Origin of the sequence: Pseudomonas atagonensis, assembly GCF_011369485.1 — a bacterium.
GTDB classification, from domain to species: Bacteria; Pseudomonadota; Gammaproteobacteria; order Pseudomonadales; family Pseudomonadaceae; genus Aquipseudomonas; species Aquipseudomonas atagonensis.
On the sequence record NZ_VXCA01000027.1, the window covers coordinates 254452 to 278004 of the forward strand.

At 59.2% G+C, this 23553-nt stretch carries 25 protein-coding genes and 1 tRNA gene; 10 read left to right on the plus strand and 16 right to left on the minus strand.

The window, feature by feature from the left end:
* Positions 1-966, minus strand: a complete 966-nt coding sequence (locus F2P67_RS19900) for a glycosyltransferase family 2 protein (protein ID WP_166222672.1) — start codon at positions 964-966, stop codon at positions 1-3.
* 278 nt (positions 967-1244) lie between these two features.
* Here F2P67_RS19900 and F2P67_RS19905 point away from each other — a divergent pair, with 278 nt between their 5' ends.
* Complete coding sequence (locus F2P67_RS19905; protein WP_166222674.1) at positions 1245-1436, plus strand: YegP family protein; 192 nt, start codon at positions 1245-1247, stop codon at positions 1434-1436.
* A 172-nt stretch (positions 1437-1608) separates the two neighbouring features.
* Here the strand turns inward: F2P67_RS19905 and F2P67_RS19910 are convergent.
* The 5 genes from F2P67_RS19910 to dapA form a co-directional block, all read right to left on the minus strand.
* Positions 1609-1698: transfer RNA gene (locus tag F2P67_RS19910), tRNA-Ser, on the minus strand.
* Between the two features lie 83 nt (positions 1699-1781).
* On the minus strand, positions 1782-2495 hold the full coding sequence (gene purC / locus F2P67_RS19915) for a phosphoribosylaminoimidazolesuccinocarboxamide synthase (protein WP_103305607.1): 714 nt from the start codon (positions 2493-2495) through the stop codon (positions 1782-1784).
* A gap of 28 nt (positions 2496-2523) precedes the next feature.
* The gene (locus F2P67_RS19920; protein WP_166222676.1) at positions 2524-3285 is read right to left on the minus strand and encodes an MBL fold metallo-hydrolase; all 762 of its coding nucleotides are present in this window, start codon (positions 3283-3285) and stop codon (positions 2524-2526) included.
* A gap of 4 nt (positions 3286-3289) precedes the next feature.
* Positions 3290-4405, minus strand: a complete 1116-nt coding sequence (gene bamC / locus F2P67_RS19925; protein WP_166222678.1) for an outer membrane protein assembly factor BamC — start codon at positions 4403-4405, stop codon at positions 3290-3292.
* A 17-nt stretch (positions 4406-4422) separates the two neighbouring features.
* The gene (gene dapA / locus F2P67_RS19930) at positions 4423-5301 is read right to left on the minus strand and encodes a 4-hydroxy-tetrahydrodipicolinate synthase (RefSeq protein ID WP_085747220.1); all 879 of its coding nucleotides are present in this window, start codon (positions 5299-5301) and stop codon (positions 4423-4425) included.
* Between the two features lie 339 nt (positions 5302-5640).
* Between dapA and F2P67_RS19935 the strand changes: the two genes are divergently transcribed.
* Positions 5641-6201: a glycine cleavage system transcriptional repressor gene (locus tag F2P67_RS19935; protein WP_016984694.1), complete on the plus strand. Its 561-nt coding sequence runs from the start codon at positions 5641-5643 to the stop codon at positions 6199-6201.
* A gap of 10 nt (positions 6202-6211) precedes the next feature.
* Complete coding sequence (locus F2P67_RS19940; RefSeq protein WP_166222680.1) at positions 6212-6685, plus strand: peroxiredoxin; 474 nt, start codon at positions 6212-6214, stop codon at positions 6683-6685.
* 139 nt (positions 6686-6824) lie between these two features.
* On the opposite strand, the gene F2P67_RS19945 is transcribed toward F2P67_RS19940, so the two are convergent.
* Entirely contained in the window at positions 6825-7895 is a 1071-nt protein-coding gene (locus F2P67_RS19945; RefSeq protein WP_166222682.1) for an AI-2E family transporter, read from the minus strand.
* Between the two features lie 29 nt (positions 7896-7924).
* Positions 7925-8164 (minus strand): sulfurtransferase TusA family protein, encoded by a 240-nt coding sequence (locus F2P67_RS19950; RefSeq protein ID WP_166222684.1) that lies wholly within the window; start codon positions 8162-8164, stop codon positions 7925-7927.
* Positions 8165-8263: 99 nt separating this feature from the next.
* Here F2P67_RS19950 and F2P67_RS19955 point away from each other — a divergent pair, with 99 nt between their 5' ends.
* Complete coding sequence (locus F2P67_RS19955; RefSeq protein ID WP_166222686.1) at positions 8264-9697, plus strand: M48 family metalloprotease; 1434 nt, start codon at positions 8264-8266, stop codon at positions 9695-9697.
* An 80-nt stretch (positions 9698-9777) separates the two neighbouring features.
* On the opposite strand, the gene F2P67_RS19960 is transcribed toward F2P67_RS19955, so the two are convergent.
* The 4 genes from F2P67_RS19960 to rpoE all read right to left on the minus strand — a co-directional run bounded on the left by F2P67_RS19960 (position 9778) and on the right by rpoE (position 13586).
* Positions 9778-11208, minus strand: coding sequence for a DegQ family serine endoprotease (locus F2P67_RS19960; RefSeq protein ID WP_166222688.1), 1431 nt, complete (start codon positions 11206-11208; stop codon positions 9778-9780).
* Positions 11209-11415: 207 nt separating this feature from the next.
* Positions 11416-12378 (minus strand): MucB/RseB C-terminal domain-containing protein, encoded by a 963-nt coding sequence (locus F2P67_RS19965; protein WP_166222690.1) that lies wholly within the window; start codon positions 12376-12378, stop codon positions 11416-11418.
* A gap of 8 nt (positions 12379-12386) precedes the next feature.
* On the minus strand, positions 12387-12974 hold the full coding sequence (locus F2P67_RS19970; protein WP_166222691.1) for a sigma-E factor negative regulatory protein: 588 nt from the start codon (positions 12972-12974) through the stop codon (positions 12387-12389).
* 30 nt (positions 12975-13004) lie between these two features.
* Positions 13005-13586: an RNA polymerase sigma factor RpoE/AlgU gene (rpoE, locus tag F2P67_RS19975; protein ID WP_003172477.1), complete on the minus strand. Its 582-nt coding sequence runs from the start codon at positions 13584-13586 to the stop codon at positions 13005-13007.
* Positions 13587-14145: 559 nt separating this feature from the next.
* Here rpoE and nadB point away from each other — a divergent pair.
* Positions 14146-15762, plus strand: coding sequence for an L-aspartate oxidase (gene nadB, locus F2P67_RS19980; RefSeq protein ID WP_166222693.1), 1617 nt, complete (start codon positions 14146-14148; stop codon positions 15760-15762).
* On the opposite strand, the gene F2P67_RS19985 is transcribed toward nadB, so the two are convergent.
* The gene (locus tag F2P67_RS19985) at positions 15731-16183 is read right to left on the minus strand and encodes a protein YgfX (protein ID WP_166222695.1); all 453 of its coding nucleotides are present in this window, start codon (positions 16181-16183) and stop codon (positions 15731-15733) included. The genes nadB and F2P67_RS19985 overlap by 32 nt on opposite strands.
* Positions 16167-16421, minus strand: coding sequence for an FAD assembly factor SdhE (locus tag F2P67_RS19990; protein ID WP_007911418.1), 255 nt, complete (start codon positions 16419-16421; stop codon positions 16167-16169). The genes F2P67_RS19985 and F2P67_RS19990 overlap by 17 nt, the downstream gene beginning before the upstream one ends.
* Before the next feature lie 150 nt (positions 16422-16571).
* Between F2P67_RS19990 and ygfZ the strand changes: the two genes are divergently transcribed.
* Complete coding sequence (gene ygfZ / locus F2P67_RS19995) at positions 16572-17513, plus strand: CAF17-like 4Fe-4S cluster assembly/insertion protein YgfZ (RefSeq protein WP_166222697.1); 942 nt, start codon at positions 16572-16574, stop codon at positions 17511-17513.
* A gap of 35 nt (positions 17514-17548) precedes the next feature.
* Positions 17549-18370 (plus strand): HDOD domain-containing protein, encoded by an 822-nt coding sequence (locus tag F2P67_RS20000; RefSeq protein ID WP_166222699.1) that lies wholly within the window; start codon positions 17549-17551, stop codon positions 18368-18370.
* A 42-nt stretch (positions 18371-18412) separates the two neighbouring features.
* Here F2P67_RS20000 and F2P67_RS20005 read toward each other — a convergent pair whose 3' ends face one another.
* Entirely contained in the window at positions 18413-19798 is a 1386-nt protein-coding gene (locus F2P67_RS20005; protein WP_166222701.1) for a sensor histidine kinase, read from the minus strand.
* Positions 19791-20462, minus strand: coding sequence for a response regulator (locus tag F2P67_RS20010; RefSeq protein ID WP_166222702.1), 672 nt, complete (start codon positions 20460-20462; stop codon positions 19791-19793). The genes F2P67_RS20005 and F2P67_RS20010 overlap by 8 nt, the downstream gene beginning before the upstream one ends.
* Before the next feature lie 237 nt (positions 20463-20699).
* Between F2P67_RS20010 and F2P67_RS20015 the strand changes: the two genes are divergently transcribed.
* The 3 genes from F2P67_RS20015 (at position 20700) to F2P67_RS20025 (ending at position 23553) form a co-directional block, all read left to right on the plus strand.
* The gene (locus F2P67_RS20015) at positions 20700-21992 is read left to right on the plus strand and encodes an OprD family porin (RefSeq protein ID WP_166222704.1); all 1293 of its coding nucleotides are present in this window, start codon (positions 20700-20702) and stop codon (positions 21990-21992) included.
* A gap of 66 nt (positions 21993-22058) precedes the next feature.
* On the plus strand, positions 22059-23036 hold the full coding sequence (locus F2P67_RS20020) for a Bug family tripartite tricarboxylate transporter substrate binding protein (protein WP_166222706.1): 978 nt from the start codon (positions 22059-22061) through the stop codon (positions 23034-23036).
* Between the two features lie 58 nt (positions 23037-23094).
* Positions 23095-23553: a tripartite tricarboxylate transporter TctB family protein gene (locus F2P67_RS20025; protein ID WP_025110678.1), complete on the plus strand. Its 459-nt coding sequence runs from the start codon at positions 23095-23097 to the stop codon at positions 23551-23553.

A 23553-nucleotide genomic window follows, 5' to 3' on the forward strand; every position in this document is an offset into this window, starting at 1 on the left:
TCAGTCCTTGGGATCGTAGATACGCCGTACCAGAAAAACTGGCCGGCGTTTGGATTCGATATAGGTTCGACCGAGGTACTCACCGAGCACGCCGATGCCGATCAATTGCAGCCCGCCGAGGAAGGTCACGGCGACCATCAACGAGGCATAACCGGGCATGTCGACACCGTGGATCAACGTGCGCACGACAATGAAAATGGCGAAGGCAAATGACACCAGCGACACCAGCGCCCCGATGTAAGTCCAGATACGCAGCGGTTCGGTGCTGAAACTGGTGATGCCTTCCAGGGCAAAATTCCACAGCCGCCAGCCGTTGAACTTGCTCTGCCCGGCCACACGCTCGGGACGCTCGTAATCGACATGGGTGGTACGAAATCCGACCCAGGCAAACAGGCCTTTCATAAAGCGCCGCGATTCCGGCAGGGTCAGCAAAGCATCGACCACACAGCGATCCATCAGGCGGAAATCGCCGACATTCTCGGGCAATGGCTGTTCGGCGATTTTGTTGTGCAAGCGGTAGAACCAATGAGCGGAAGTCTGCTTTGCCCACGTATCGCTGCGGCGGCTGATGCGGTGCCCCAGCACCACTTCAAAGCCCTCACGCCAGCGCTCGATCATTTGCACAATGATTTCGGGCGGATCCTGAAGATCCGCGTCGATCGGCACCACGATTTGCCCGGTAGCGACCTGCAAGCCTGCGGACAACGCTGCCTCTTTGCCGAAATTGCGGCTCAAATCGACGATGCGCAGGCGAGAATCGTGCTGCTGACATTCAAGCAGGCGCACGAGCGAGGCATCGGTGCTGCCGTCGTTGACGAACACCAACTCAAGATCGATCAACGGCTGCTGTTGAAAAACATCATTGATGCGCAGGAGAAACGTATCGAGACTGTCCTCTTCGTTAAAAACGGGGACCACCAGCGATAACGTCACTCGTGAGGCCTGTTGCATTCCATGCTCGGTCAAGTGAGTGCTCTTTCTTATTAGTGATTGCGGTCATCGAATGATTTTCGACGCCATGAGCCGTCCCCGTATTAAGCAATAGCACCAACAGCGATGCAAGAGCGAAAAAACGACGTTCCAGCCAATCACAAGGCCGTTCCCTGCGCTCTAGCCCGCGCCCTTCAGAAACATCCACGAACGATTGGAAACAAATCCTCGATGGCCAAAAAACAGCCCTGCGCTAGGCTTGCGTCAATGCGGCACACAGGCTGTCGCACAATCCATCGCATGGAGCGAACTGAATGTATTTCGAGATTTACAGGCAATCCAGAGGCACCCCGAGTTCCGGCCAGGGACAATGGCGCTGGAGATTGCGCGCGGGTAATCACGAGACCATCGCCAGCGGCGAGTCTTATGTGAACAAGGCGGATTGTTTGCACGTGATCGCGTTGATCAAGGCAGTGCAGGGTGAGACGCCGGTGAAGGAGATTTAAGGGTTTTAGCGGATAGCCCTTCTAGAACGAAAAAGCCTCGTAGGTTTTGATCTACGGGGCTTCGTTGATGTTGCGAATTACGTGAAAAAGGAGCGCTCTCTTGCAAACACCTTTCCCAGGCACAAACAAAAAAGCCCCGCAGCTTCTCAGCTACGGGGCTTTTTCTATGTAATGGCGGAGAGATAGGGATTCGAACCCTAGGTACCGGTGAAGGTACAACGGATTTCGAATCCGTCCCATTCGGCCACTCTGGCATCTCTCCAACGGCGCGCATCATAACAACACTTTTACCGAAAGCAAACCCTCTTTCGAAAATTTCTTCGTGCTATCAGATGCTTGCGTCGATTAAAGCGGTACACCCAGACGGTTGGCGACTTCTTCGTAGGCTTCGATGACGTCACCGAGGCCCTGACGGAAGCGATCCTTGTCCATCTTCTTCTTGGTGTCCTTGTCCCACAGACGGCAGCCGTCCGGGCTGAACTCGTCGCCAAGGACGATGGAGCCGTCGCTGAACACGCCGAATTCAAGCTTGAAGTCGACCAGCAGCAGGCCGGCGTCGTCGAACAGCTTGGTCAGGACTTCGTTGACCTTGAGCGACAGTTCTTTCATGCGAACCAGTTGCTCGGCGGTGCCCCAACCGAATGCCACGACGTGTGATTCGTTGATGAACGGGTCGCCCTTGGCGTCGTCCTTCAGAAACAGTTCGAAGGTGTAAGGGTTGAGCTTCATGCCCTCTTCTACACCCAGGCGCTTGACCAGGCTGCCGGCGGCGTAGTTACGCACAACGCACTCGACCGGGATCATGTCGAGCTTCTTCACCAGGACTTCGTTATCGGCCAGCAGTTTGTCGAATTGGGTCGGAATGCCGGCCGCTTCGAGTTTCTGCATGATGAAGGCGTTGAACTTGTTGTTCACCATGCCTTTGCGGTCGAGCTGCTCGATACGCTTGCCGTCGAACGCCGAGGTGTCGTTGCGAAACAGCAGGATCAAGCGGTCAGCGTCGTCGGTCTTGTAAACCGATTTGGCTTTGCCGCGGTAGAGTTCTTCACGTTTTTCCATGATGGGCTCCGCTTGCTAAGTAGGTGGGCTAGGCGATGTGACGCCAGTCGAGCCCTGAATCTTGATCGGCCAGTTGCAGCCAGTCCGGGTCGCACCCGAGGGTGTCGACAAAACATTGCCGGGCCAGCTGCGGCAAGTTGTTCTTGCTGCTCAGGTGGGCTAGAACCAGGTGTTGCAGACCCTGCCAGCCCAACTCGGACACCAGGAATGCCGCCTGATGGTTGTTCAAATGTCCCAGCTCGCCGCCCACCCGCTGCTTGAGAAAGTACGGGTAATGACCACGGACCAGCATGTCGCGACAATGGTTGGATTCGATCATCAACGCATCGAGATCCCGATAACCCTCCAGCACCCGCTCGCACCAGGACCCCAGGTCGGTCAGCAGACCGAAACGCCGCTGCTCGTGATCACTGAAGACATACTGGGTCGGCTCCTGCGCATCATGGGCCACGGCAATGACCCCGATGTTCAGAGCACCGATCTGCAGTTGCTCGCCGCCGGCCAGAAAGCCTGCGGGTTCAATCGGTTTGCGCATCCCGCGCAGTGTGCCGCGACTGAGGTAGACCGGTAGATTGTAGCGCCGAGACAGTAAACCCACGCCATGCACGTGGTCGGCATGTTCGTGGGTTACGAGTATCGCACTCAGTTGCGCCGGGTTCACACCCAGGCGCAACAGGCGTTTTTCGGTTTCCCGAAGGGAAAAACCACAATCCACCAGCACATACGTATCAGCACTGGCGATCAGCGTGCCGTTCCCTTGGCTACCGCTGCCGAGAACGGCAAAACGCATGTGATCAGCCCAGGTTGTCCTGAATCACGCTCAACACTTTGCGGGCCACATCGGCCGGCGCAACGGTGTTGATGTTTTTCTCGACGGTGACCTGAACGTTTTCACCGACCTTGCTCAGGCGAACCTGATAGCGCTCGGCGCGGGCTTCAACTTCTTCCTTGCTCGGCGCGCTGCCGAACAGGCTGCTGAAGAAGCCAGGCTTGTCGTCTTTCTTCTCGGCCTTTTCGGACAAGTTGATGTAGTACAGGCCCAGGCTACGGTTGATGTCTTCAACGCGCCATTCACCTTGCTCCAGTGCACGGCCAACGCTCGACCAGGCACGATCCAGATCGGAACCGACGTTCAATACCGGGTTGCCGCTGCCGTCTTCGCTGAGGCTGACACGGCTCGGGGTATCGAAATCGCGCGATGCCAGCATCGACACCGAACCGCCCTTCTCGGAGATACGGCTCATGCTCGCCAGCATGTCGTCGACCAGCGCGGCGTCCAGGCCAGTGTTGACCGAACGGTTGGTGAAGGCCACGTCGGCCGTGCTGCCGGCAGGACGCTCGGCACTGACCACGTAGATTTCACTGGTATTGCGCTGCACGCCCGGCTCGATACGCACACGAACGCGGGTTTCGCTGTCGGCACCGACGCCAGCGGCAGTCAGACGCTTGGCCATGGCGGCGGACAGCTCATCGGAATGCTGCCAGGTAGTAGTGAACTCGCCAGTTTGCGGGCGCTGCTCGTCCAGACGGAAGCCGTTGTCCTGGAAGAACTGCACAGCCACTGGCCAGACTTCGGCCGGAGGATGCTGAGCCACGACCCAACGCGAATCTCCGCTCTTCTGCAGCGAGTAATCGCTGGCATCGGCAACGGCAGACAGCGGCTGAGGACGTGGAACCACGTATTCGCCCTTGGCGGTATCGTCAGCCACGTTACGCGGGATCGGCAGCAGCGGATCCAGGCGCTTGGAGGTACTGACATCCGGTGGCAGTTGCATCGGTGCAGTCTGTTGCGCTTCCAGGTAATCGCTACCACGGTCACGGAAATAACCTTCCGGGCCCCAGACCCATCCGCAGCCACTGGTGCTGGAGATAATCAAGGCAAGTGCGGAAAGTCCGGCCATTCGCTTCATGCGTTGTACTTCCTCAATTAAACCAGGACGCTGCACTGGCGCAGGGCCGAGCGCAACGTTTCATGACAAGGTGTGCTCAGCCAGGTCAGCGGCAGGCGGATGCCTTCGTGCATCAGGCCCATTTCAACCAGAGCCCACTTCACCGGAATCGGGTTGGCTTCGATGAACAGGTCCTTGTGCAGCGGCATCAGTTTTTCGTTGATGGCTCGTGCGGTTTCGGCGTCGCCCTTGAGCGCAGCCTCGCACAGGTCGGCCATTTCGCGCGGCGCGACGTTGGCGGTGACGGAGATGTTGCCTTTGCCGCCCAGCAGGATCAGCTCGACTGCGGTCGGATCATCGCCGGACAGCACGATGAAGTCCTTGCTCACGCCGTCGATGATTGCCTTGGCGCGCTTCAGGTCACCGGTGGCTTCCTTGATGCCGATGATGTTCGGCACGGTGGACAGGCGAATCACGGTCTCGGCCTGCATGTCGCAAGACGTGCGGCCAGGTACGTTGTAGAGAATCTGTGGAATGTCGACCGCTTCAGCGATGTGCTTGAAGTGCTGGTACAGGCCTTCCTGGGTCGGCTTGTTGTAGTACGGAACCACCAGCAGGCAGGCATCGGCGCCGGCTTCTTTGGCATTGCGGGTCAGCTCGACGGCTTCGCGGGTCGAGTTGGCGCCAGTGCCGGCGATGACCGGAATGCGCCCGGCAACCTGTTTGACCACGGCTTTGATGACGGCGATGTGTTCTTCTACATCAAGGGTCGCCGACTCGCCGGTAGTACCGACCGCGACAATGGCATGGGTGCCGTTCTTGAGATGGAAGTCCACGAGTTTGCTGAGGCTGTCCCAGTCAAGACGCCCTTGTGCATCCATGGGAGTGACCAGTGCCACCATACTGCCCGCAATCATGAAACCGCTCCTGCCGGAAAAAGAGAGCGGTAATGGTACTGGCGCCAAGATGCTTGCACAAGCAAAGTACTGCGCCGCCGCCATTCCCCTTGGCGTCGCTTTTCGCTACCCTTCAGACTTTGATCGGTACTGATCAGCTTGTACGCCGGGTTCCAGCCTCCCTTTTCGGCCTCCCAGACCCCGTTCCTGCGTCGCATCGACGCGCTCCCGCTATAGTGGAGCGAGCCGCGAGCGCTTGCCGGGGCATTTTGAACGGATCGCCTGAATCGGCACACACTGGCGCTACCCGGCGCTCGACGTCCGTAACCTACCGACCGCTCATCGCTTTAGGAATGCTGCATGTCCACCCCCACAGTTCGCGAACAATTCCTTGTCATCAGTGCCCTCGGCGCCAACCCCATGGAGCTGACTAACGTCCTGTGCCGCGCCAGCCATGAAAATCGCTGCGCCGTGGTTACTTCTCGCCTGACCCGCCACGGCGAGTGCAGCGCGCTGATCCTCGAGATCTCCGGCAGCTGGGACGCCCTCGCGCGCCTTGAAGGCAGCCTGTCAGGCCTCGCCAAAAAGCATGCGTTCACCGTCAACGTGGTGCGCAGCGCGGCACTGGAAAATCGCCCGCAAGCTCTGCCGTACGTGGCGTATGTCAGCTCGGCGTATCGCCCGGACATCATCAACGAGCTGTGCCAGTTCTTCATGGATCACAACGTCGAACTGGAAAACCTGACCTGCGATACGTATCAGGCCCCACAGACCGGCGGCACCATGCTCAACGCCACGTTCACCGTGACATTGCCGGCCGGCACCCAGATCAGTTGGCTGCGTGATCAGTTCCTCGATTTCGCTGACGCAATGAACCTTGACGCACTGATCGAGCCTTGGCGCCCACAAAACCCAATGTAAGGAAGCTTTCATGGCCGTTGTCATCGACCAACCGGTTGCGGATTTCGAAGCACCTGCCACCAGCGGGCAAACCGTCAGCCTGACTGCCCTGAAGGGCAAGCAAGTGGTGATCTACTTCTACCCGAAGGACAGCACCCCGGGCTGCACCACCGAAGGTCAGGGCTTTCGCGACCAGTACGCGGCATTCCAGGCTGCCAATACCGAGATTTTCGGTATATCCCGCGACAGCCTGAAGTCCCACGAGAACTTCAAGTGCAAGCAAGAGTTTCCGTTCGAGCTGATCAGCGACAAGGACGAAGCCGTCTGCCAGCTGTTCGACGTGATCAAGTTGAAGAAACTGTATGGCAAGGAATACCTGGGTGTTGATCGCAGCACCTTCCTGATTGATAAGGACGGTGTGTTGCGTCAGGAGTGGCGCGGCGTGAAAGTGCCGGGGCATGTCGATGCGGTGCTGGCTGCTGCTCAGGCTTTGAATAAAGCCTGATGTTTTTGCGTCAATCTCATTGACGCCTTCGCGAGCAAGCCCGCTCCCACATTGAATCTGTGGTATTCACAAATTCAATGTGGGAGCGGGCTTGCTCGCGAAGAGGCCCTAAGCCTCACCGAATAATCAGGAACAACCGCTACAGCAGTGGCGCCACCACCGGCTCCTTGCGCGGCCAGGCATCCAGCACTGCCTTGAACAGCGTCGCCAGCGGGATCGCAAAGAACACACCCCAGAACCCCCACAAACCGCCGAACAACAGCACCGCGCAGATAATTGCCACCGGGTGCAAGTTGACTGCTTCGGAAAACAGCAACGGCACCAGCACGTTGCCATCCAGTGTCTGGATGATTCCGTAGACCGCCATCATATAAATGAACTGATCGCTCCAGCCCCACTGGAACAGTGCAATCAAAAGCACCGGCACGGTCACCACCACCGCACCGACATACGGCACAACTACCGACACACCGACCAGCAACGCGAGCAGCGCCGCATAGTTAAGACCGAGCGTTACAAAAGCGATGTAGGTCACGCCACCGCAGATCACAATCTCGATGACTTTGCCGCGAATGTAATTGGCGATTTGCCGGTTCATTTCCTGGGCGACCCGAGTGATCAGCGCGCGCTCACGCGGCAAATATCCGCGCACCCATTCGCCGATCATCGCCCGATCCTTGAGGAAGAAGAACACCAGAATCGGCACCAGAACGAGGTAGATCATGATGTTCACCAGCAGCGGCAAACTCGACAGCGAGAACGTCAGCGCCCACTGGCCGAACTTGCCGATTTCGCCACGGGCGGCCTCGATCGCTTGCAGCACTTGCTCATCGGACACCAGATGCGGATAGCGTTCCGGCAGCAACAGCAGCAACGATTGCCACTTGGCGAGCATGCCCGGCAGTTCATTGAACAGCGTGATCAACTGATGCCAGAGCAGCGGCATCACCACGACGATGAACAGCATCAGCACGCCCATGAACAATGCAAACACCAACCCCACCGCCGCACCGCCCGGCACCCGCAGTCGCTCGAGCGTGACCACCAGACCCTGCATCAGGTACGCCAACACCATCCCGGCCAGTACGGGCGCCAGCATGCCACCGAGGGTAAGCACGGCGGTAAAGGCCAGCACCAGCAATACCGCCAGCACCACGGCCTCTTCATCGGAGAAGTAGCGCTGAATCCAGTCGCGTAACACTTTGAACATCAATAATCCTTAGGTCTGTACGCGTTTTTTCAGGCTTTTTTCAACCAGTAGCGGTAAACGCCTGCTTCGTCTTCTTCGCGCAGCAGCGTATGACCGGCCAAACGGGCAAAGGTGCGGAAGTCACGTTGCGAACCGGCATCGGTGGCGATCACCTTGAGCACGGCACCGCTTTGCAGCTTGTTCAGCTCCATTTTTGCCTTGAGCAACGGTAACGGGCAATTCAGGCCACTGGCGTCCAGTTCCGCATCATGGGCTACAGCGTCAGTCATTGCGTCACTCCGGATCAGGTCAGTCGAGCTGCCTAGAATATCTGGTCGCAGGCCCGGTGTCCGGCTACAGTAAGGTCTTTGTCTTCTAAGGCTTTGTGCATGACTTTTCTGCGCCCTACCCTGCTGACGCTCGCTTGCCTGCTCGCCTCACCGGGCTTTGCCGACGATCTGCCGTCACTCGGCGACGCCAGTTCTGCCATTGTCTCGCCGCAACAGGAATATCAGCTCGGTCGCGCCTGGCTGGCCATGTTGCGCAGTCAGGTTTCACAGCTCAACGATCCGCAGCTCAAGGACTATGTCGAATCCAGCGTGTACAAGCTGGTGGAGACCAGTCAGGTCACGGATCGGCGTCTCGAATTCATTCTGATCAACAGCCCGCAGCTCAACGCCTTCGCGGCACCGGGCGGCGTGGTCGGGGTCAACGGTGGTTTGTTTCTGAACGCACAGACCGAAGGTGAATACGCCTCGGTACTGGCGCACGAACTGGCTCACTTGTCGCAACGCCACTTTGCTCGCGGCGTCGAAGCCTCGCAGCGGATGCAGGTACCGATGATGGCCGCCTTGTTGGCCGGTATCGTGATTGCGGCAGCGGGCGGCGGTGACGCCGGTATCGCGACCATCGCGGGCACCCAGGCGGCAGCGATTCAGTCGCAACGCACTTTCTCTCGCCAGAACGAGCAGGAAGCCGACCGCATCGGCATCCTCAATCTGGAAAAGGCCGGATACGATCCTCGCTCGATGCCGACCATGTTTGAACGCTTGATGCGCCAGTATCGCTTCGACGCCAAACCACCGGAATTTTTGCTGACTCACCCCGTCACCGAATCGCGTATCGCCGACACCCGCAACCGTGCCGAGCAAGCGAAACCGGGCGGTATCGAAGACAGCCTGCGTTACCAGCTGATTCGTGCGCGAGTGCAATTGATCTACGAAGAAACGCCGGGGCTGGGCGCCAAACGCTTCCGTGCGCAACTGGATGAAAACCCCAAAAACGACGTGGCGCGTTATGGTCTGGCGATTGCGCAGATCAAGGGCGGCCAGTTGAACGAAGCGCGCGAAAACCTTAAACAACTGCTGGCCACGGCGCCGAACGAGATCATCTATAACCTCGCCCAGGTCGATCTGGACATCACTAACAACCGCTTACCCGATGCGCAGTCGCGGGTTGACCGGATGCTCGCGCAGTACCCGGGCAACTACCCGCTGAATCAGGTTCGCGTGGATCTGCTGCTGAAACAGAATCGCGCCCCCGATGCCGAGAAAGCCCTGGAAGGCTTGCTGAAATCACGCCCGGATGATCCGGACGTCTGGTATCAGGTTGCCGAAACCCGTGGCCTGTCGGGCAACATCATCGGCTTGCACCAAGCTCGCGCCGAGTACTTCGCGCTGGTGGGCGATTACCGTCAGGCGATTCAGCAACTGGACTTTGCCAAGCGCAAGGCAGGCAATAACTTCCCGCTGTCGTCGCGAATCGATGCCCGCCAGCGCGAGCTGATGGAGCAGGAACGCATGATCAAGGACATGATGGGCTGAGTTTCCATTGGCCACCTAAAAGCTTCAGGCATAAAAAAACCGCCTCTTTCGAGGCGGTTTTTTTTTACCTTACCGCTGGATTACTCAGCCAGTTTGAAGGTGATGAAGCTGGCACGTCCCTGACGCAGAACCCGCATCGACACCGAACGATTCTTCGGCAGCGCCTTGGCGATCTCGGCAAACTCCTTGGCGGAACCGATGGCCTGGTTGTTCAGGTGAGTGATGACGTCACCCGGTTGCAGACCGATCAGGGCCGCAGGACCGTCCTGCACTTCCTTGATCACCACACCACCTTTGAGGTCGTAGGTTTTCTTCTGCTCGGCGGTCAACTCTCCCACCGAAACGCCGAGGCGGTTGCTGTTGGTTTCCGCACCGGATTTCGGCAGTGCATCCAGCTCTTTGTCTTCGTCCGGGATCGCGCCAACTGTCAGTTCGACATTCTTGCGCTTGCCCTCACGGATCACTTCCAGATTGGCTTTGGCACCCGCTTTCAGCGCCCCTACCAGATGAGGCAGGTCAGCGGACATGACGATCGGCTGGCCGTTCATGCTGAGGATCACGTCGCCGACTTGCAGGCCGCCCTTGGCCGCCGGGCCATCATCCTGAATCTGCGCAACCAGCGCACCGGCCGGTTTCTCCAGACCGAACGATTCGGCCAGATCCTTGTTCACTTCCTGGATAACCACACCCAGCCAGCCACGGCTGACCTTGCCACCGCTCTTGAGCTGATTGGAAACATCCATCGCCACATCGATAGGGATCGCGAACGACACGCCCATGAAGCCGCCGGAACGGGTATAGATCTGCGAGTTGATCCCGACCACTTCACCGTTCAGGTTGAACAGCGGACCACCGGAGTTGCCCGGGTTGATCGGCACGTCGGTCTGGATGAATGGCACATAGTTTTCGTTCGGCAGGCTACGGCCCACGGCGCTGACGATACCTTGGGTCACGGTGTGGTCAAAGCCGAAAGGCGAACCGATTGCCACGACCCACTGGCCGGCTTTCAGATCTTGGGATTTACCCAGTTTGAGCACCGGCAAATCCTTGCCTTCGATTTTCAGCAGAGCCACGTCGGAACGCGGGTCGGTGCCGATCAGTTTGGCTTTCATCTCACTGCGATCAGCCAGACGCACAAGAATTTCGTCGGCATCGGCAATCACGTGATTGTTGGTGAGGATGTAGCCATCCGGCGAAATGATGAAGCCCGAGCCCAGCGACTGCGCTTCACGCTGACGATCACCGCGCGGCGAACGCGACTGAGGCGGCATGCCGCGCTCGAAGAATTCGCGAAGCATCGGCGGCAGGCCTTCCAGATCCGGCATCTGCTGGTTCACTTTGCGATCCGGCAGTTTCTGCGTGGTACTGATGTTCACCACCGCAGGCGAAGCCTGTTCGACCAGTTGAGTGAAGTCAGGCAGGTCGGCCGCCTGTGCGGCAGGGACAGCCTGACCGAGCAGCAGCACCGTGGCGAATATGGATAGATAAGATTTCAAGCTAGGTATCGACATACAGCTCCCGTTACGACGAGCAGGTTTAAGCGATATGGAACAAGGAACACCGGAAACCACCGGCCGGCATTTTTCTTCCAGGAACAACAAACAAGGCCAGAGCCGTGAGGCTCTGACCTATAAAAAACTTTCGGGTGATTTGCAAATGAAAATGCTCAGCAAACATTTCTACGTCTCGATGACGAAGTGAAATCGGCTTGCGTCAGCTCACTGCTTGCTGGTCGCAGCAGCATCGTTGCGCATCGACAGAGCTATTCGCTCGGCAGTGCCAATCGGAATCTCGCCGACCACTGTCACCATCATTTCGCCTTGCGGCGTGGTCAGGCGACGAGAGACAGCGACGGTTGGCCCCAGCTGAGTGCGCGTATCGGTAACCGTCGCGCCGTTGAGCGGCTCAAGAAACACCGAGAATCGCGCCAGACCGTCGTCATACATCAGGCTGTTGACCTGAGTCTTGGTTTCCGGATCTTTGTGCGATGAACTGCTGGTAAGTTCGAAGCCAGGTGGCAACCAGTCCGAGCGCCAGACTTGCGCAGCCTTGACCGCAGAAGCCTTGTCGCTGTCGAGGGTAATTGCCTTGCAATCGGCATCGGCCTGCAAGTCTTTGTCCGAGGGGACATCATCCGTATCGAGACTGGTGAACTGGAAACGCTCGAGCAACTGCCCCTTGTCGTTTAACAATAACGATTTCAAAGGCAGGCCCGTCTGCTTGTCCAAGTGCAATTCAAACCCGTAACGATGCTGATCACGCGGCGTCAGCGACACGATCACCGCATCTCGGCCGGCCACGCGCGATTTGCCAATGACGGCAAGGTCATACCAGTTTTTCAGCTTTTGGGGATCGAGAGGACGAGCGGCAGAATTGGGAGAATCCCCCAGTCCCGCAATCAGGGTGCCGCTGACGCATTGAGTATGTCCATCAATGCGCACGACTTCCTGCGCCGAGCCATCGAGCTGAAGCAAACGCTCGCGGACCTGGCCATTCTGGACGCGATGCCAGATATTGTGGGTAGAAAAACTACCGTTACGCTCGTAAACGAAAGTACCGTGAAAGCTTTGCTGCTGTTCGGCCTGGCCCAGACGGGTCAACCAGTCCTGGGCCTCATCGGCATGGGCTGGAACAATGAACCAGCCACTGAGCAGAAGCGAAAGTAGAGGTATGGCGCGCATGATCCTCCTTAACGGTTTTCCAGGCTTGCAGCACGTGCGTAGGGCAGCGCGCTTTCAGTACCTTTCAGTGCAGCCTGTTGCGCATGTTGGCGCAAGTAGCCTGGCAGACGCTGATCGTGCCAGCCTGGTTGACCCTGCAGAACGCCGTTGGCCATAGGGCCAGTAGCTTCCGAACTCTCACTATAGCCTGCCAGAACAGCCGGGCCTTTGACTTGTGGAGCGGACAGGGTTGGCTGATTCGATTGCTGAGCCAGTTCAACACCAGCGATTTCATCCTGGTTGTACAGGCGAACACCTGCCAGAACGGCAACAGTTACCGACGCTGCAACGGCCAGACGGCCAAGGTTGCGCCATGGGCTGCGGGATACTTTGGCCGGGGCCGTTTCGTGTTCCAGCGCAGCAGACACTGCCGCAGCGATGTCCAGACGCGGAAGCAGCAGATCCTTGTGCATGGCTGCCCGAGCGATCTGGTAACGAGCCCAGGTCTCACGGGTTTCTACGTCGTCCAGTGCATTGAGCACTCGACGCAATTCCAGTTCGTCCGCTTCGTTATCCATCACCGCGGACAGCGATTCCTGCAGGGCTTCACGACTCATGGCGTTCCTCTCTTGGCTGTCGCCGCTGTCTCAGTTTTCCTGCAACAACGGCTGCAGGGCTTTATCGATGGCCTCCCGGGCGCGGAAAATCCGGGAGCGCACGGTACCCACCGGACACTGCATGACGCTCGCAATGTCCTCGTAACTCAGACCATCGAATTCACGTAAAGTTAAAGCCGTACGCAAATCCTCTGGCAGTTGCTGAATGGTTCGATGGACGGTGCCTTCGATCTCATCCCGCAGCAGTGCACGTTCTGGTGACTCGAGATCCTTCAGGCCATGATCGCCATCGTAGAACTCTGCGTCTTCAGAACTCACATCGCTATCCGGCGGCCGACGACCGCGTGAAACCAGGTAATTCTTCGCCGTGTTAATGGCAATACGGTACAGCCACGTATAAAACGCACTGTCGCCGCGAAAGTTTCCAAGTGCTCGATACGCCTTGATAAAGGCTTCCTGAGCCACGTCCTGGGCTTCATGGGTGTCGTGCACAAAACGCACGATCAACCCGAGAATCTTGTGCTGATACTTCAGCACCAACAGATCGAAAGCTCGCTTGTCGCCACGCTGAACGCGCTCGACCAGCTGCTGATCCTCTTCCTGGGTTAGCATGAACACTCCTCGATAAGCCCGGAGGAGACTTGCATAACTAAACGACCAGACTTGCAAACATAGACTCGGGCTTTTCGCAAAAGTTCTCCCCCTCCAGGCAAGTTTCCTGCGCGCTCTGATTTGGCACGCACGAAAAACGCAGCGCGGGATAAACCGGCTGCGCGAATAATCTTGTCATCGGTTTCGCCGGCAGGAACCCCAACCGCAGATTCCGCACTGAAGCCGACACTGTCCCTTATTTCTGGCACGGTCTATTGATCTTGGGCCTTTGGCAAAAGTTCCAATTATTTATAGACGCACCCACCCGACATAGAGCAACTCAGGGCAGAAAAAGTCTGTTTCAGCGCCGATACAGTCGTCTTTTCCCGAAACACGGGGAAAAATCTTCCGACGAAGCGCCCGGCTTTTTCCGTCACTGTAGTTTCACAATGCCATACAGGCCCGGCTATTGTGCCGCCCCACCCCTCTATATACTAGTGGGCTGTGTGGCTGTCTTGACTCGCCGATCCAGCTGTCTTGCGCCAACCCCGACCCGGGTCGCTTTAAGCGGAATCCTGTAATGAGCCAACAATTCCAACACGATGTTCTGGTCATTGGCAGCGGTGCTGCCGGTTTGAGTCTCGCGCTGACCCTCCCCGGTCATTTGCGCATTGCGGTCTTGAGTAAAGGCGATCTGGCCAACGGATCGACGTTCTGGGCACAGGGTGGCGTCGCTGCCGTGCTGGACGATACCGACACTGTCGAATCCCACGTTGACGACACCCTCAATGCCGGCGGTGGTCTGTGCCACGAAGACGCCGTGCGTTTCACCGTCGAGCACAGCCGCGAAGCCATTCAGTGGCTGATCGACCAGGGTGTGCCGTTTACCCGCGACGAACAGTCGGGCACCGAAGACGGCGGTTTCGAATTTCACCTGACCCGCGAGGGCGGCCACAGCCACCGGCGTATCATTCACGCGGCCGACGCCACCGGCGCGGCGATCTTCAAAACCCTGCTGGCCCAGGCCAAACAGCGTTCGAACGTTGAATTGCTGGAACAGCGGGTGGCCGTCGACCTGATTACCGAACGGCGCCTGGGTCTGGACGGTGAGCGCTGCCTCGGCGCCTACGTTCTTAATCGAAAGACCGGCGAAGTCGACACTTACGGCGCCCGTTTCGTGATTCTGGCGTCGGGCGGTGCAGCCAAGGTTTACCTCTATACCAGCAACCCCGACGGCGCCTGCGGTGATGGTATCGCCATGGCCTGGCGTTCGGGCTGTCGAGTGGCGAACCTGGAATTCAATCAGTTCCACCCCACCTGCCTGTATCACCCGCAAGCCAAGAGCTTCCTGATCACCGAAGCCCTGCGCGGCGAAGGCGCTCACTTGAAGCTGCCGAACGGCGAACGCTTCATGTACCGCTTCGACAAGCGTGCCGAACTGGCACCGCGTGACATCGTCGCACGGGCCATCGACCATGAAATGAAGCGGCTGGGCATCGACTGCGTCTATCTCGACATCAGCCACAAGCCCGAAGCGTTCATCAAGACGCACTTCCCGACGGTTTATGAGCGCTGCCTGGGCTTTGGCATCGACATCACCAAGCAACCGATCCCGGTCGTACCGGCGGCGCACTACACCTGCGGCGGCGTCATGGTCGATCAAAACGGTCGCACCGACGTGCCCGGTCTGTATGCCATCGGCGAAACCAGCTTCACCGGCCTGCATGGCGCCAATCGCATGGCCAGTAATTCGCTGCTGGAATGTTTCGTTTATGCCCGCTCGGCGGCGGCGGACATTCTCGCGCAGCTCGACGACATTGCGGCGCCCAACATCCTGCCCGTCTGGGACGCCAGCCAGGTGACCGACTCCGACGAAGACGTGATCATCGCGCACAACTGGGACGAGCTGCGGCGGTTCATGTGGGACTACGTCGGCATCGTGCGGACCAACAAGCGTCTGCAAAGGGCGCAGCACCGCGTGCGATTGTTGCTGGATGAGATCGACGAGTTTTACAGCAACTACAAAGTCAGCCGCGACCTGATCGAGCTGCGTAATCTGGCGCAAGTCGCCGAACTGATGATCAGCTCAGCCATGGAGCGCAAGGAAAGTCGCGGCTTGCATTACACCCTCGACTACCCGCAGATGCTGCCTGAGGCGCTCGACACTATTCTGGTGCCGCCCACCTACGCCGGCTGAACTTGAGACGAACCCGCAGGCGTCGGTGCAAATCCGCCGTCTGCGAGTCTTGAGGCACGCAGATCGACCTGACCCGCCACTCGCCGCGCAGGCGAAACCTGAGCACCACGATCAGCGGCAGCGCGAGACTGTCCGGGCGCAACTGCACGGCCTGCCAGCCATCGGCCTGATTCCACAATTGCCAGCCATCGGCATCGCGACGCAAGCCGCGAAACGCCTTGGAATGAGTCAGCAGAATCTGCCGCGGCATCACCCAAAAGCCGTGAAGCAAACAGCCAAAAGCCCCGAGCAGACTCGCCCAGAGTGGAATAGACAGAAGAAACAACGAACCTAGGGCGAATGCCTGGGCCAACAGATACGCCGCCAGCAACTGCCGTGAGGCATGCCAGCGGCATTCGAACGTATTACTTGGGCTGGACACGATCCAGAATCATCCGGACCATGCGCTGCAGTTCCGGATCTTCAGACTCGCTGCGCTCCATGAACCAGCCGAACATGTCCTGATCCTCGCACGTCAGCAGACGCACATACAGATCGCGATCCACCTGATTCAACGTCGCGTAAACCTCCTGCACGAAAGGCACCAGCAACACGTCAAGCTCAAGCATGCCGCGACGGCTGTGCCAAAAGAGGCGATTCAGTTCAACTTGTTCGACCATGGGGTCCTCCTCAAATTTGGCGGCAAGTATACAGCCCGCGCGCAAGTCGCACAGTCGGCTTTGGTCGGGCACCACCGATCCTTTATCAACTACCCATTTCAACAACGCGCCCTTATGATGTGCCCCAGTCTATTTACCCTGCGATGACCCATGGCCGATTCTGCTTTTTTCTGCACCCTGTCTCATGAAGGCGTTCTCGCGGTTCGCGGCGCGGATGCCGGAAAATTCCTGCAAGGCCAGCTGACCTGCAATATCAATTACTTGAGCGATTCCCGGGCCAGCCTCGGCGCGCGCTGCACGCAGAAAGGCCGGATGCAGTCGAGTTTCCGCATTCTGCTGGAAGGTGACGGCGTGGTGCTGGCCATGGCCAGCGAACTGCTGGAGCCGCAACTGGCGGATCTGAAAAAGTACGCAGTGTTCTCCAAGTCGAAACTGACCGACGAAAGTGCCTCATGGGTACGCTTCGGCCTGGAGCAGGCCGACAATGCACTGGCCAGCCTTGGTCTGGACTTGCCGGCGGAAACCGACAGCGTCGTGCGCAGTGAAGGTTTGATCGCCATTCGCGTCTCGCCTGATCGTGCCGAACTTTGGGCCCCTGTCGATCAGGCTGATGCAATCAAGGCCGAACTGGCCGCAACGTTGCCTGAAGGCGAACTGAACCAATGGCTGCTGGGCCAGATCCGCGCCGGTATCGGTCAGGTCATGCCGAGCACCCGTGAGCTGTTCATCCCGCAAATGCTCAACCTGCAAGCGGTGGGTGGCGTTAGCTTCAAGAAAGGTTGCTACACCGGTCAGGAAATCGTCGCGCGCATGCAATACCTGGGCAAACTCAAGCGACGTCTGTATCGCTTGAGCCTCGACGTCGCGGAATTGCCGGAGCCGGGCACTCAGTTGTTCGCCCCCAGCCACAACAGCGCCATCGGCGAAGTGGTGCTGGCCGCCAGCGCCGGGCAAAACATTGAACTCCTGGCGGTGTTGCAGGCCGAAGCTGCCGAAGCGGGCGATGTGCACCTGGGCGCCCTCGAAGGCCCGGCGCTGCGGTTGCTCGACTTGCCCTACGAACTGGATCGCGACCGCGAAATCCAGCGTTGATCGCAGCATTTGTTGCAACACCCTAGAGAGTCTAAATGAGCGAACTGGCGGATAAGGTCCAACAGGATTTGGTTGAGGCCATCGATAACGATGACCTGGTTCTGCCAACGTTGCCGGAAGTGGCCCTGCAAATTCGCAAGGCCGCCGAAGACCCGGAAATCAGCGTGAGTGACCTGAGCAAAGTGATCGGCCGTGACACCGCGCTGTCGGCGCGGCTGATCAAAGTGGTCAACAGCCCGCTGCTGCGCGCCGCGCAGGAAGTCACCGACCTGCACACCGCCATTACTCGACTGGGCATCAATTACAGCAGCAACCTGGCAATCGGCCTGGTGATGGAGCAGATTTTCCACGCTCGATCCGAGGTGGTTGAACAGAAGATGCGCGACGTCTGGCGCAAGAGTCTGGAAATCGCCGGGGTCAGCTACGCGCTGTGCCGTCGCTACACTCAGCTCAAGCCCGATCAGGCAGCGTTGGGCGGTCTGGTGCATCAGATCGGTGTGCTGCCGATTCTGACTTACGCCGAAGATCACTACGAGCTGCTCTCCGATCCGGTCAGCCTCAACCATGTCATCGACCACATTCACCCGCTGCTCGGTGACAAGCTGTTGCGCGTCTGGGAGTTTCCGGAGCGGTTGGTGGAACTGCCGGGGTTGTATCAGGATTTCAAACGCGACTCGGCCGACATCGATTACGTCGATCTGGTGCAAGTGGCCAGCCTGTATTGCCACAAGAACAGCGATCATCCGTTTGCGCGGATTGATCCGTTGAGTGTCCCGGCCTTCAGAAAACTCGGGATCGATCCGGAGAACAAGGCGTTGTGCGCAGACCTGGAAGAATCCCGGACGATGTTTTACTGATCCAGGCCTGCGGCGCGGCCTTCGCGAGCAAGCCCGCCACAATTATCCGGCAATAAAACTGACCCGCACTTTCAACCCCGCCTGTTCACCATCGTGCAAGCTGATCTGCGCCAGATGCGCCCGGCAGATCTCGCCGACAATCGCCAGCCCCAGCCCTGAACCCGCCACCTGCTGATTGCGCCGGTAGAACCGCTCGAACACCCGGTCGCGTTCTTCCAGGGGGATCCCCGGCCCGTCATCTTCAACCTCCAGCACGGCCGGCGCGGTCACTCGCAGAATCACGTTGCCGCCCGGCGGTGTGTGCGCCAGTGCGTTGTCCACCAGATTGCTCAACAGCTCGTTGAGCAGCGTCGGCTCGCCGCGAAGCCACACCGGTTCATCCGCCTCCAGCGCCAGCGCCACGCCGCGTTTGTGCGCCAGCGGCGCCATGGCCATGCCCAATTCCCGGGCCAACTGGCTGAGATCGAGTAACTGCGCACCGCCCTCGGCAATCGCCCGTGCGCCGTTTTCGACCCGGGCCAGCGACAGCAACTGATTGGCCAAATGAGTCAGGCGATCGGTGCTTTGCGCCGAAGACTCCAGCGTATCGCGCCAGGTCTGCGGTTCATTGGAGCGCAGGCCCAGCTCCAGTCGCGCTTTCAACGCCGCCAGCGGCGTGCGCAACTCGTGGGCGGCATCGGCGATGAACTGCGCCTGTCGCTCGAACTGCCCCCGCAAACGCTCGGTGAAATGGTTGAGGCTGCGCACCAGCGGCCCAAACTCATGCTGGACTTCGACCAGAGGTAACGGGCGCAAGTCGTCGGGCTGACGCTCCTCCACCGCCGTGCGCAAACGCTCCAGCGGACGCAACGCCGCACTCACCGCAAACCACACCAACAACAACGCACCAATCGCCAACATGCCCAGACGCAGCAAGGTATCAGCCGCCAGACTCTGGGCCATGCTGACCCGCGCCTCGTCGGTTTCAGCGACGCGAATCTCCGCCATGCCGTTCATGTTCGGCTCGGTGACAGCCTTGAGCAGGCTGACCACACGCACGTTCTGACCTTTGTAAGTCGCGTTGTAAAAACGCGCCAATGCCGGGTAGCTATCAGTGCGCGGCGTGCCGGGCGGTGGTCCGGGGAGGTTTTCGTAACCGGAAATCAGCTTCTGATGGATGTCGTTGACCTGGTAATAAATCCGCCCGGCGCTGTCGTAGGCGAAGGTGTCGAGAGCCACGTAAGGCACGTCGGCACTGAGGCTGCCGTCGCGTTGCGACAGGCCGGCCGCGATGGTTCGTGCCGAGGCCAGCAAGGTGCGGTCATAGGCAGTGTCAGCCGCTTCGCGGCCATTCCAGTAAGCACTCAAGCCACTGGCGAGCATCAGCACCACCAACAACAACGCGAGGTTCCACAACAACCGCCAACGCAGGCTGCTGGGCTTATGCATCGCGGCTTTCCAGCAGATAGCCGAGGCCGCGGAACGTCACGATCGCCACCGGTTGACCGTCGAGTTTCTTGCGCAGGCGATGCACGTAGATTTCGATGGCATCGGGGCTGGCTTCTTCATCGAGACCAAACACCTGCGCGGCCAGTTGCTCCTTGCTCATCACCCGGCCAGGGCGTGCGATCAGCGCTTCAAGCACCGCTTGCTCGCGCGAGGTCAGGGTGAGCAATTCTTCGCCGAGGGTGAAGCGCCGGGTGTCGAGGTCATAGGCCAGAACACCGCAGCGCTGCTGGCGTTCGCCGCCGAGCACACTGCGGCGCAACAGGGCTTTGACCCGGGCTTCCAGTTCGGTCAATTCGAACGGTTTGGCGAGGTAATCGTCGGCACCCAGATTGAGGCCATGCACACGATCTTTCACATCGCTGCGTGCGGTCAGCATCAGCACCGGCAGATTTTTTCCGCGAGCACGCAAGCGCGCCAGCACCTCAAAACCGTCCATGCGTGGCAGACCGACATCGAGGATCACCACGGCGTATTCCTCGCTGGCGAGCGCCAGGTCGGCGGCCACGCCATCGTGCAACACATCCACGGTCAGACCGGTGCTCTTGAGCGCCTGAGCGACGCTTTCGGCCAATTGCAGATGGTCTTCGACGAGCAGGACACGCATGGATTTTTACCTCGTTCAGGGATGGCCGGCGCCACGCTTTGCCGCGGAGTTTACAGCCGCAACCGCCGCTGTGAAGCCCGAAAACCGCGAAAGTCAGCTGAAAGGTTAGCGAAAGGTTAGCCCGTTAGAGTCCAGCCACGGACAGTTTCGACTGCCGTCGCTGCTGCCACACAGCGATACGAAAAACGCCTCGAAGCGTTTTCGACCAATAAGAACAATAATCGGAGTACACCGCGCATGCCGTCCTTGCAGACCAAGGCTTTCACGCCTGCTCGCCCTTCCCGCTTCAGCCACACCGCTCTCGCCAGTGCCGCCGCCCTCGCCGGTTTTTCGCCGCTGAGTTTTGCCGACTTCATTGAAGACAGCAGCGCCACCTTCGAAACCCGCAACATGTATTTCAACCGCGACTTTCGCGATGGCACCAGCGCCCAGCAATCCAAGCGTGATGAATGGGCACAGGGTTTCATGCTCAATCTGCAATCGGGTTACACCGACGGCACCGTAGGGTTCGGTGTCGATGCACTCGGCATGCTCGGGGTCAAGCTCGATTCGAGCCCGGACCGCACCGGCACTGGCCTGCTGCCAACCCACGATGACGGGCGCGCGGCGGACGAGTACTCCAAGGTCGGCCTGACCGGCAAAGTGAAAATCTCCGCCACGGAACTGAAAATCGGCAGCCTGATTCCCGAACTGCCGATTCTCAAGCCCAACGACGGGCGCATCCTGCCGCAGACCTTTGAAGGCGGCTTGCTGACCTCCAAAGAGATCAAGAACCTCACCTTCACCGGCGGACGCCTGGAGAAAGCCAAGGATCGCGACAGCACCGATTTCGAGGACATCGCCCTTAACAACAAGAACAGCCGTTTTGCTGGCACTGCTGCCGGCAAGCACTTTGATTTTGGCGGCGTGGACTACAAGTTCACCGACAAGATCACCGGCAGTTACCACTTCGCCCAACTCGACGAAGTCTACAACCAGCACTTCTTCGGTCTGGTTGCCTCGCGCCCGATGGGCCCGGGTACGTTTGCCTCCGACCTGCGCTTCGCGGTCAGTGACGATCAAGGCGCGGCCCGTGGCGGCAAGATCGACAACCGCTCGCTCAACGGTCTGGTCAGTTATGCCCTGAGTGGCCACAAATTCAGCGCCGGTTATCAGCACATGTCCGGCGACAGCGCCTTCCCGTACGTCGATGGCAGCGACCCGTATCTGGTCAACTTCGTGCAGATCAACGACTTCGCCGGCGCCGAAGAACGCTCCTGGCAGGCACGCTACGACTTCGACTTCGCCAAGCTCGGTATTCCCGGCCTGAGCTTCATGAGCCGCTACCTGAGCGGTGACAACATCAAGCTCAAGAACGGCGAAGAAGGCAAAGAGTGGGAGCGCAACACCGAGATCAAATATGTAGTACAAAGCGGCGCCTTGAAGGATGTCGCCGTGCGTTTGCGTAATGCCACTTACCGCTCCAACTACTCCGCCCGCGACGCTGATGAAGTGCGTCTGCTGGTGAGCTACAGCGTTGCCCTGTGGTAATGCCCACCGGTCAATGCCCGTTGGTGAACAACACGTCGAATAACAACAATGCCCGTGGAGAATCGAATGAACCTGTCACTGCGTAAAGTTGCACTGGCCGCCAGTTGCGTCCTGTTTGCCGGCCATCTCATGGCCGAACCCAAACGTCCGGAATGCATCGCCCCGGCCTCGCCGGGCGGTGGTTTCGACCTGACCTGCAAACTGGCGCAAAGCGCGCTGGTCAACGAAAAACTGCTGACCAAACCGATGCGCGTGACCTACATGCCCGGCGGTGTCGGCGCGGTGGCGTACAACGCGGTGGTTGCGCAGCGCCCGGCCGATGCCGGCACGCTGGTGGCGTGGTCGAGCGGTTCGCTGTTGAACCTGGCACAAGGCAAGTTCGGCCGTTTCGATGAAACCAACGTCCGTTGGCTCGCGGCAGTCGGCACCAGCTACGGTGCCATCGCGGTGAAAAGCGATTCGCCCTACAAGACCCTCGACGATCTCGTTCAGGCCTTGAAGAAAGATCCAAGCTCCGTGGTCATCGGTTCCGGCGGCACGGTCGGCAGCCAGGACTGGATGCAGACCGCGCTGATCGCCAAGGCTGCCGGGATCAACCCGCGTGACCTGCGTTACGTCGCCCTCGAAGGTGGCGGCGAGATCGCTACCGCGCTGCTCGGTGGTCACATCCAGGTCGGCAGTACCGACATCTCCGACTCCATGCCGCATATCCAGAGCGGCGACATGCGCCTGCTCGCAGTGTTCGCCGACAAACGCCTCGACGAGCCGGAAATGAAAGACATCCCGACCGCTCGCGAGCAGGGCTACGACATCGTCTGGCCGGTGGTGCGCGGCTTCTACCTCGGGCCGAAAGTCAGCGATGAAGATTACGCCTGGTGGAAAGGCGCGTTCGACAAACTGCTGGCCTCCGAAGACTTCGCCAAACTGCGCGATCAGCGTGAACTGTTTCCGTTCGCCATGACCGGCCCGGAGCTCGACACCTACGTGAAGAAGCAGGTCGCGGACTACAAAGTGCTGGCCAAAGAGTTCGGCCTGATTCAGTGATCGCCTCTGTCTAGCGGCCGCCGCCCCCATTCGCGGGGCGGCGGCACAGGAGTTTCCCATGCTCTTACAACGCATTTTCGCCTCGGTGCTGTTGCTGGTCTGCGTCGGCCTGGCCCTGATGGCGTGGCCGTACCAAGCGGCTTTTTCCTACGAACCGGTCGGCCCCCGCGCCTTTCCCCTGCTGATGCTCGGGCTGATGGGCGCAGCGCTGCTGTACATGGTGTTCCGCCCGGCGCCGATCAAACACAGTGCTGACGAGCCGCCGCTCGACCGCGCCACCCTGACCAAGATCGGCATCTGCGTGGTGCTGTTGCTGGTGTTCGCCGGCACCTTCGAGCCTTTGGGCTTCATTGCCGCCAGCATCATCACCGGTGTTCCGATGGCTCGTCTGTATGGCGGCCGCTGGCTGCCGAGCGTGGTGATCATCAGCCTGATGGCTATCGGACTTTACCTGCTGTTCGACCGTTTGATGGACGTTCCGCTGCCTCTCGGCCTGCTCGACGTTCTGGAGAACTGA

Coding starts and splice junctions, on each gene's coding strand:
- F2P67_RS19905 (WP_166222674.1), top strand. CDS start 1,245: ATGTATTTCGAGATTTACAGGCAATCCAGAGGCACCCCGAGTTCCGGC.
- purC (WP_103305607.1), bottom strand. CDS start 2,495: ATGGAAAAACGTGAAGAACTCTACCGCGGCAAAGCCAAATCGGTTTAC.
- F2P67_RS19920 (WP_166222676.1), bottom strand. CDS start 3,285: ATGCGTTTTGCCGTTCTCGGCAGCGGTAGCCAAGGGAACGGCACGCTG.
- bamC (WP_166222678.1), bottom strand. CDS start 4,405: ATGAAGCGAATGGCCGGACTTTCCGCACTTGCCTTGATTATCTCCAGC.
- dapA (WP_085747220.1), bottom strand. CDS start 5,301: ATGATTGCGGGCAGTATGGTGGCACTGGTCACTCCCATGGATGCACAA.
- F2P67_RS19935 (WP_016984694.1), top strand. CDS start 5,641: ATGTCCACCCCCACAGTTCGCGAACAATTCCTTGTCATCAGTGCCCTC.
- F2P67_RS19940 (WP_166222680.1), top strand. CDS start 6,212: ATGGCCGTTGTCATCGACCAACCGGTTGCGGATTTCGAAGCACCTGCC.
- F2P67_RS19945 (WP_166222682.1), bottom strand. CDS start 7,895: ATGTTCAAAGTGTTACGCGACTGGATTCAGCGCTACTTCTCCGATGAA.
- F2P67_RS19950 (WP_166222684.1), bottom strand. CDS start 8,164: ATGACTGACGCTGTAGCCCATGATGCGGAACTGGACGCCAGTGGCCTG.
- F2P67_RS19955 (WP_166222686.1), top strand. CDS start 8,264: ATGACTTTTCTGCGCCCTACCCTGCTGACGCTCGCTTGCCTGCTCGCC.
- F2P67_RS19960 (WP_166222688.1), bottom strand. CDS start 11,208: ATGTCGATACCTAGCTTGAAATCTTATCTATCCATATTCGCCACGGTG.
- F2P67_RS19965 (WP_166222690.1), bottom strand. CDS start 12,378: ATGCGCGCCATACCTCTACTTTCGCTTCTGCTCAGTGGCTGGTTCATT.
- F2P67_RS19970 (WP_166222691.1), bottom strand. CDS start 12,974: ATGAGTCGTGAAGCCCTGCAGGAATCGCTGTCCGCGGTGATGGATAAC.
- rpoE (WP_003172477.1), bottom strand. CDS start 13,586: ATGCTAACCCAGGAAGAGGATCAGCAGCTGGTCGAGCGCGTTCAGCGT.
- nadB (WP_166222693.1), top strand. CDS start 14,146: ATGAGCCAACAATTCCAACACGATGTTCTGGTCATTGGCAGCGGTGCT.
- F2P67_RS19990 (WP_007911418.1), bottom strand. CDS start 16,421: ATGGTCGAACAAGTTGAACTGAATCGCCTCTTTTGGCACAGCCGTCGC.
- ygfZ (WP_166222697.1), top strand. CDS start 16,572: ATGGCCGATTCTGCTTTTTTCTGCACCCTGTCTCATGAAGGCGTTCTC.
- F2P67_RS20000 (WP_166222699.1), top strand. CDS start 17,549: ATGAGCGAACTGGCGGATAAGGTCCAACAGGATTTGGTTGAGGCCATC.
- F2P67_RS20005 (WP_166222701.1), bottom strand. CDS start 19,798: ATGCATAAGCCCAGCAGCCTGCGTTGGCGGTTGTTGTGGAACCTCGCG.
- F2P67_RS20010 (WP_166222702.1), bottom strand. CDS start 20,462: ATGCGTGTCCTGCTCGTCGAAGACCATCTGCAATTGGCCGAAAGCGTC.
- F2P67_RS20015 (WP_166222704.1), top strand. CDS start 20,700: ATGCCGTCCTTGCAGACCAAGGCTTTCACGCCTGCTCGCCCTTCCCGC.
- F2P67_RS20020 (WP_166222706.1), top strand. CDS start 22,059: ATGAACCTGTCACTGCGTAAAGTTGCACTGGCCGCCAGTTGCGTCCTG.
- F2P67_RS20025 (WP_025110678.1), top strand. CDS start 23,095: ATGCTCTTACAACGCATTTTCGCCTCGGTGCTGTTGCTGGTCTGCGTC.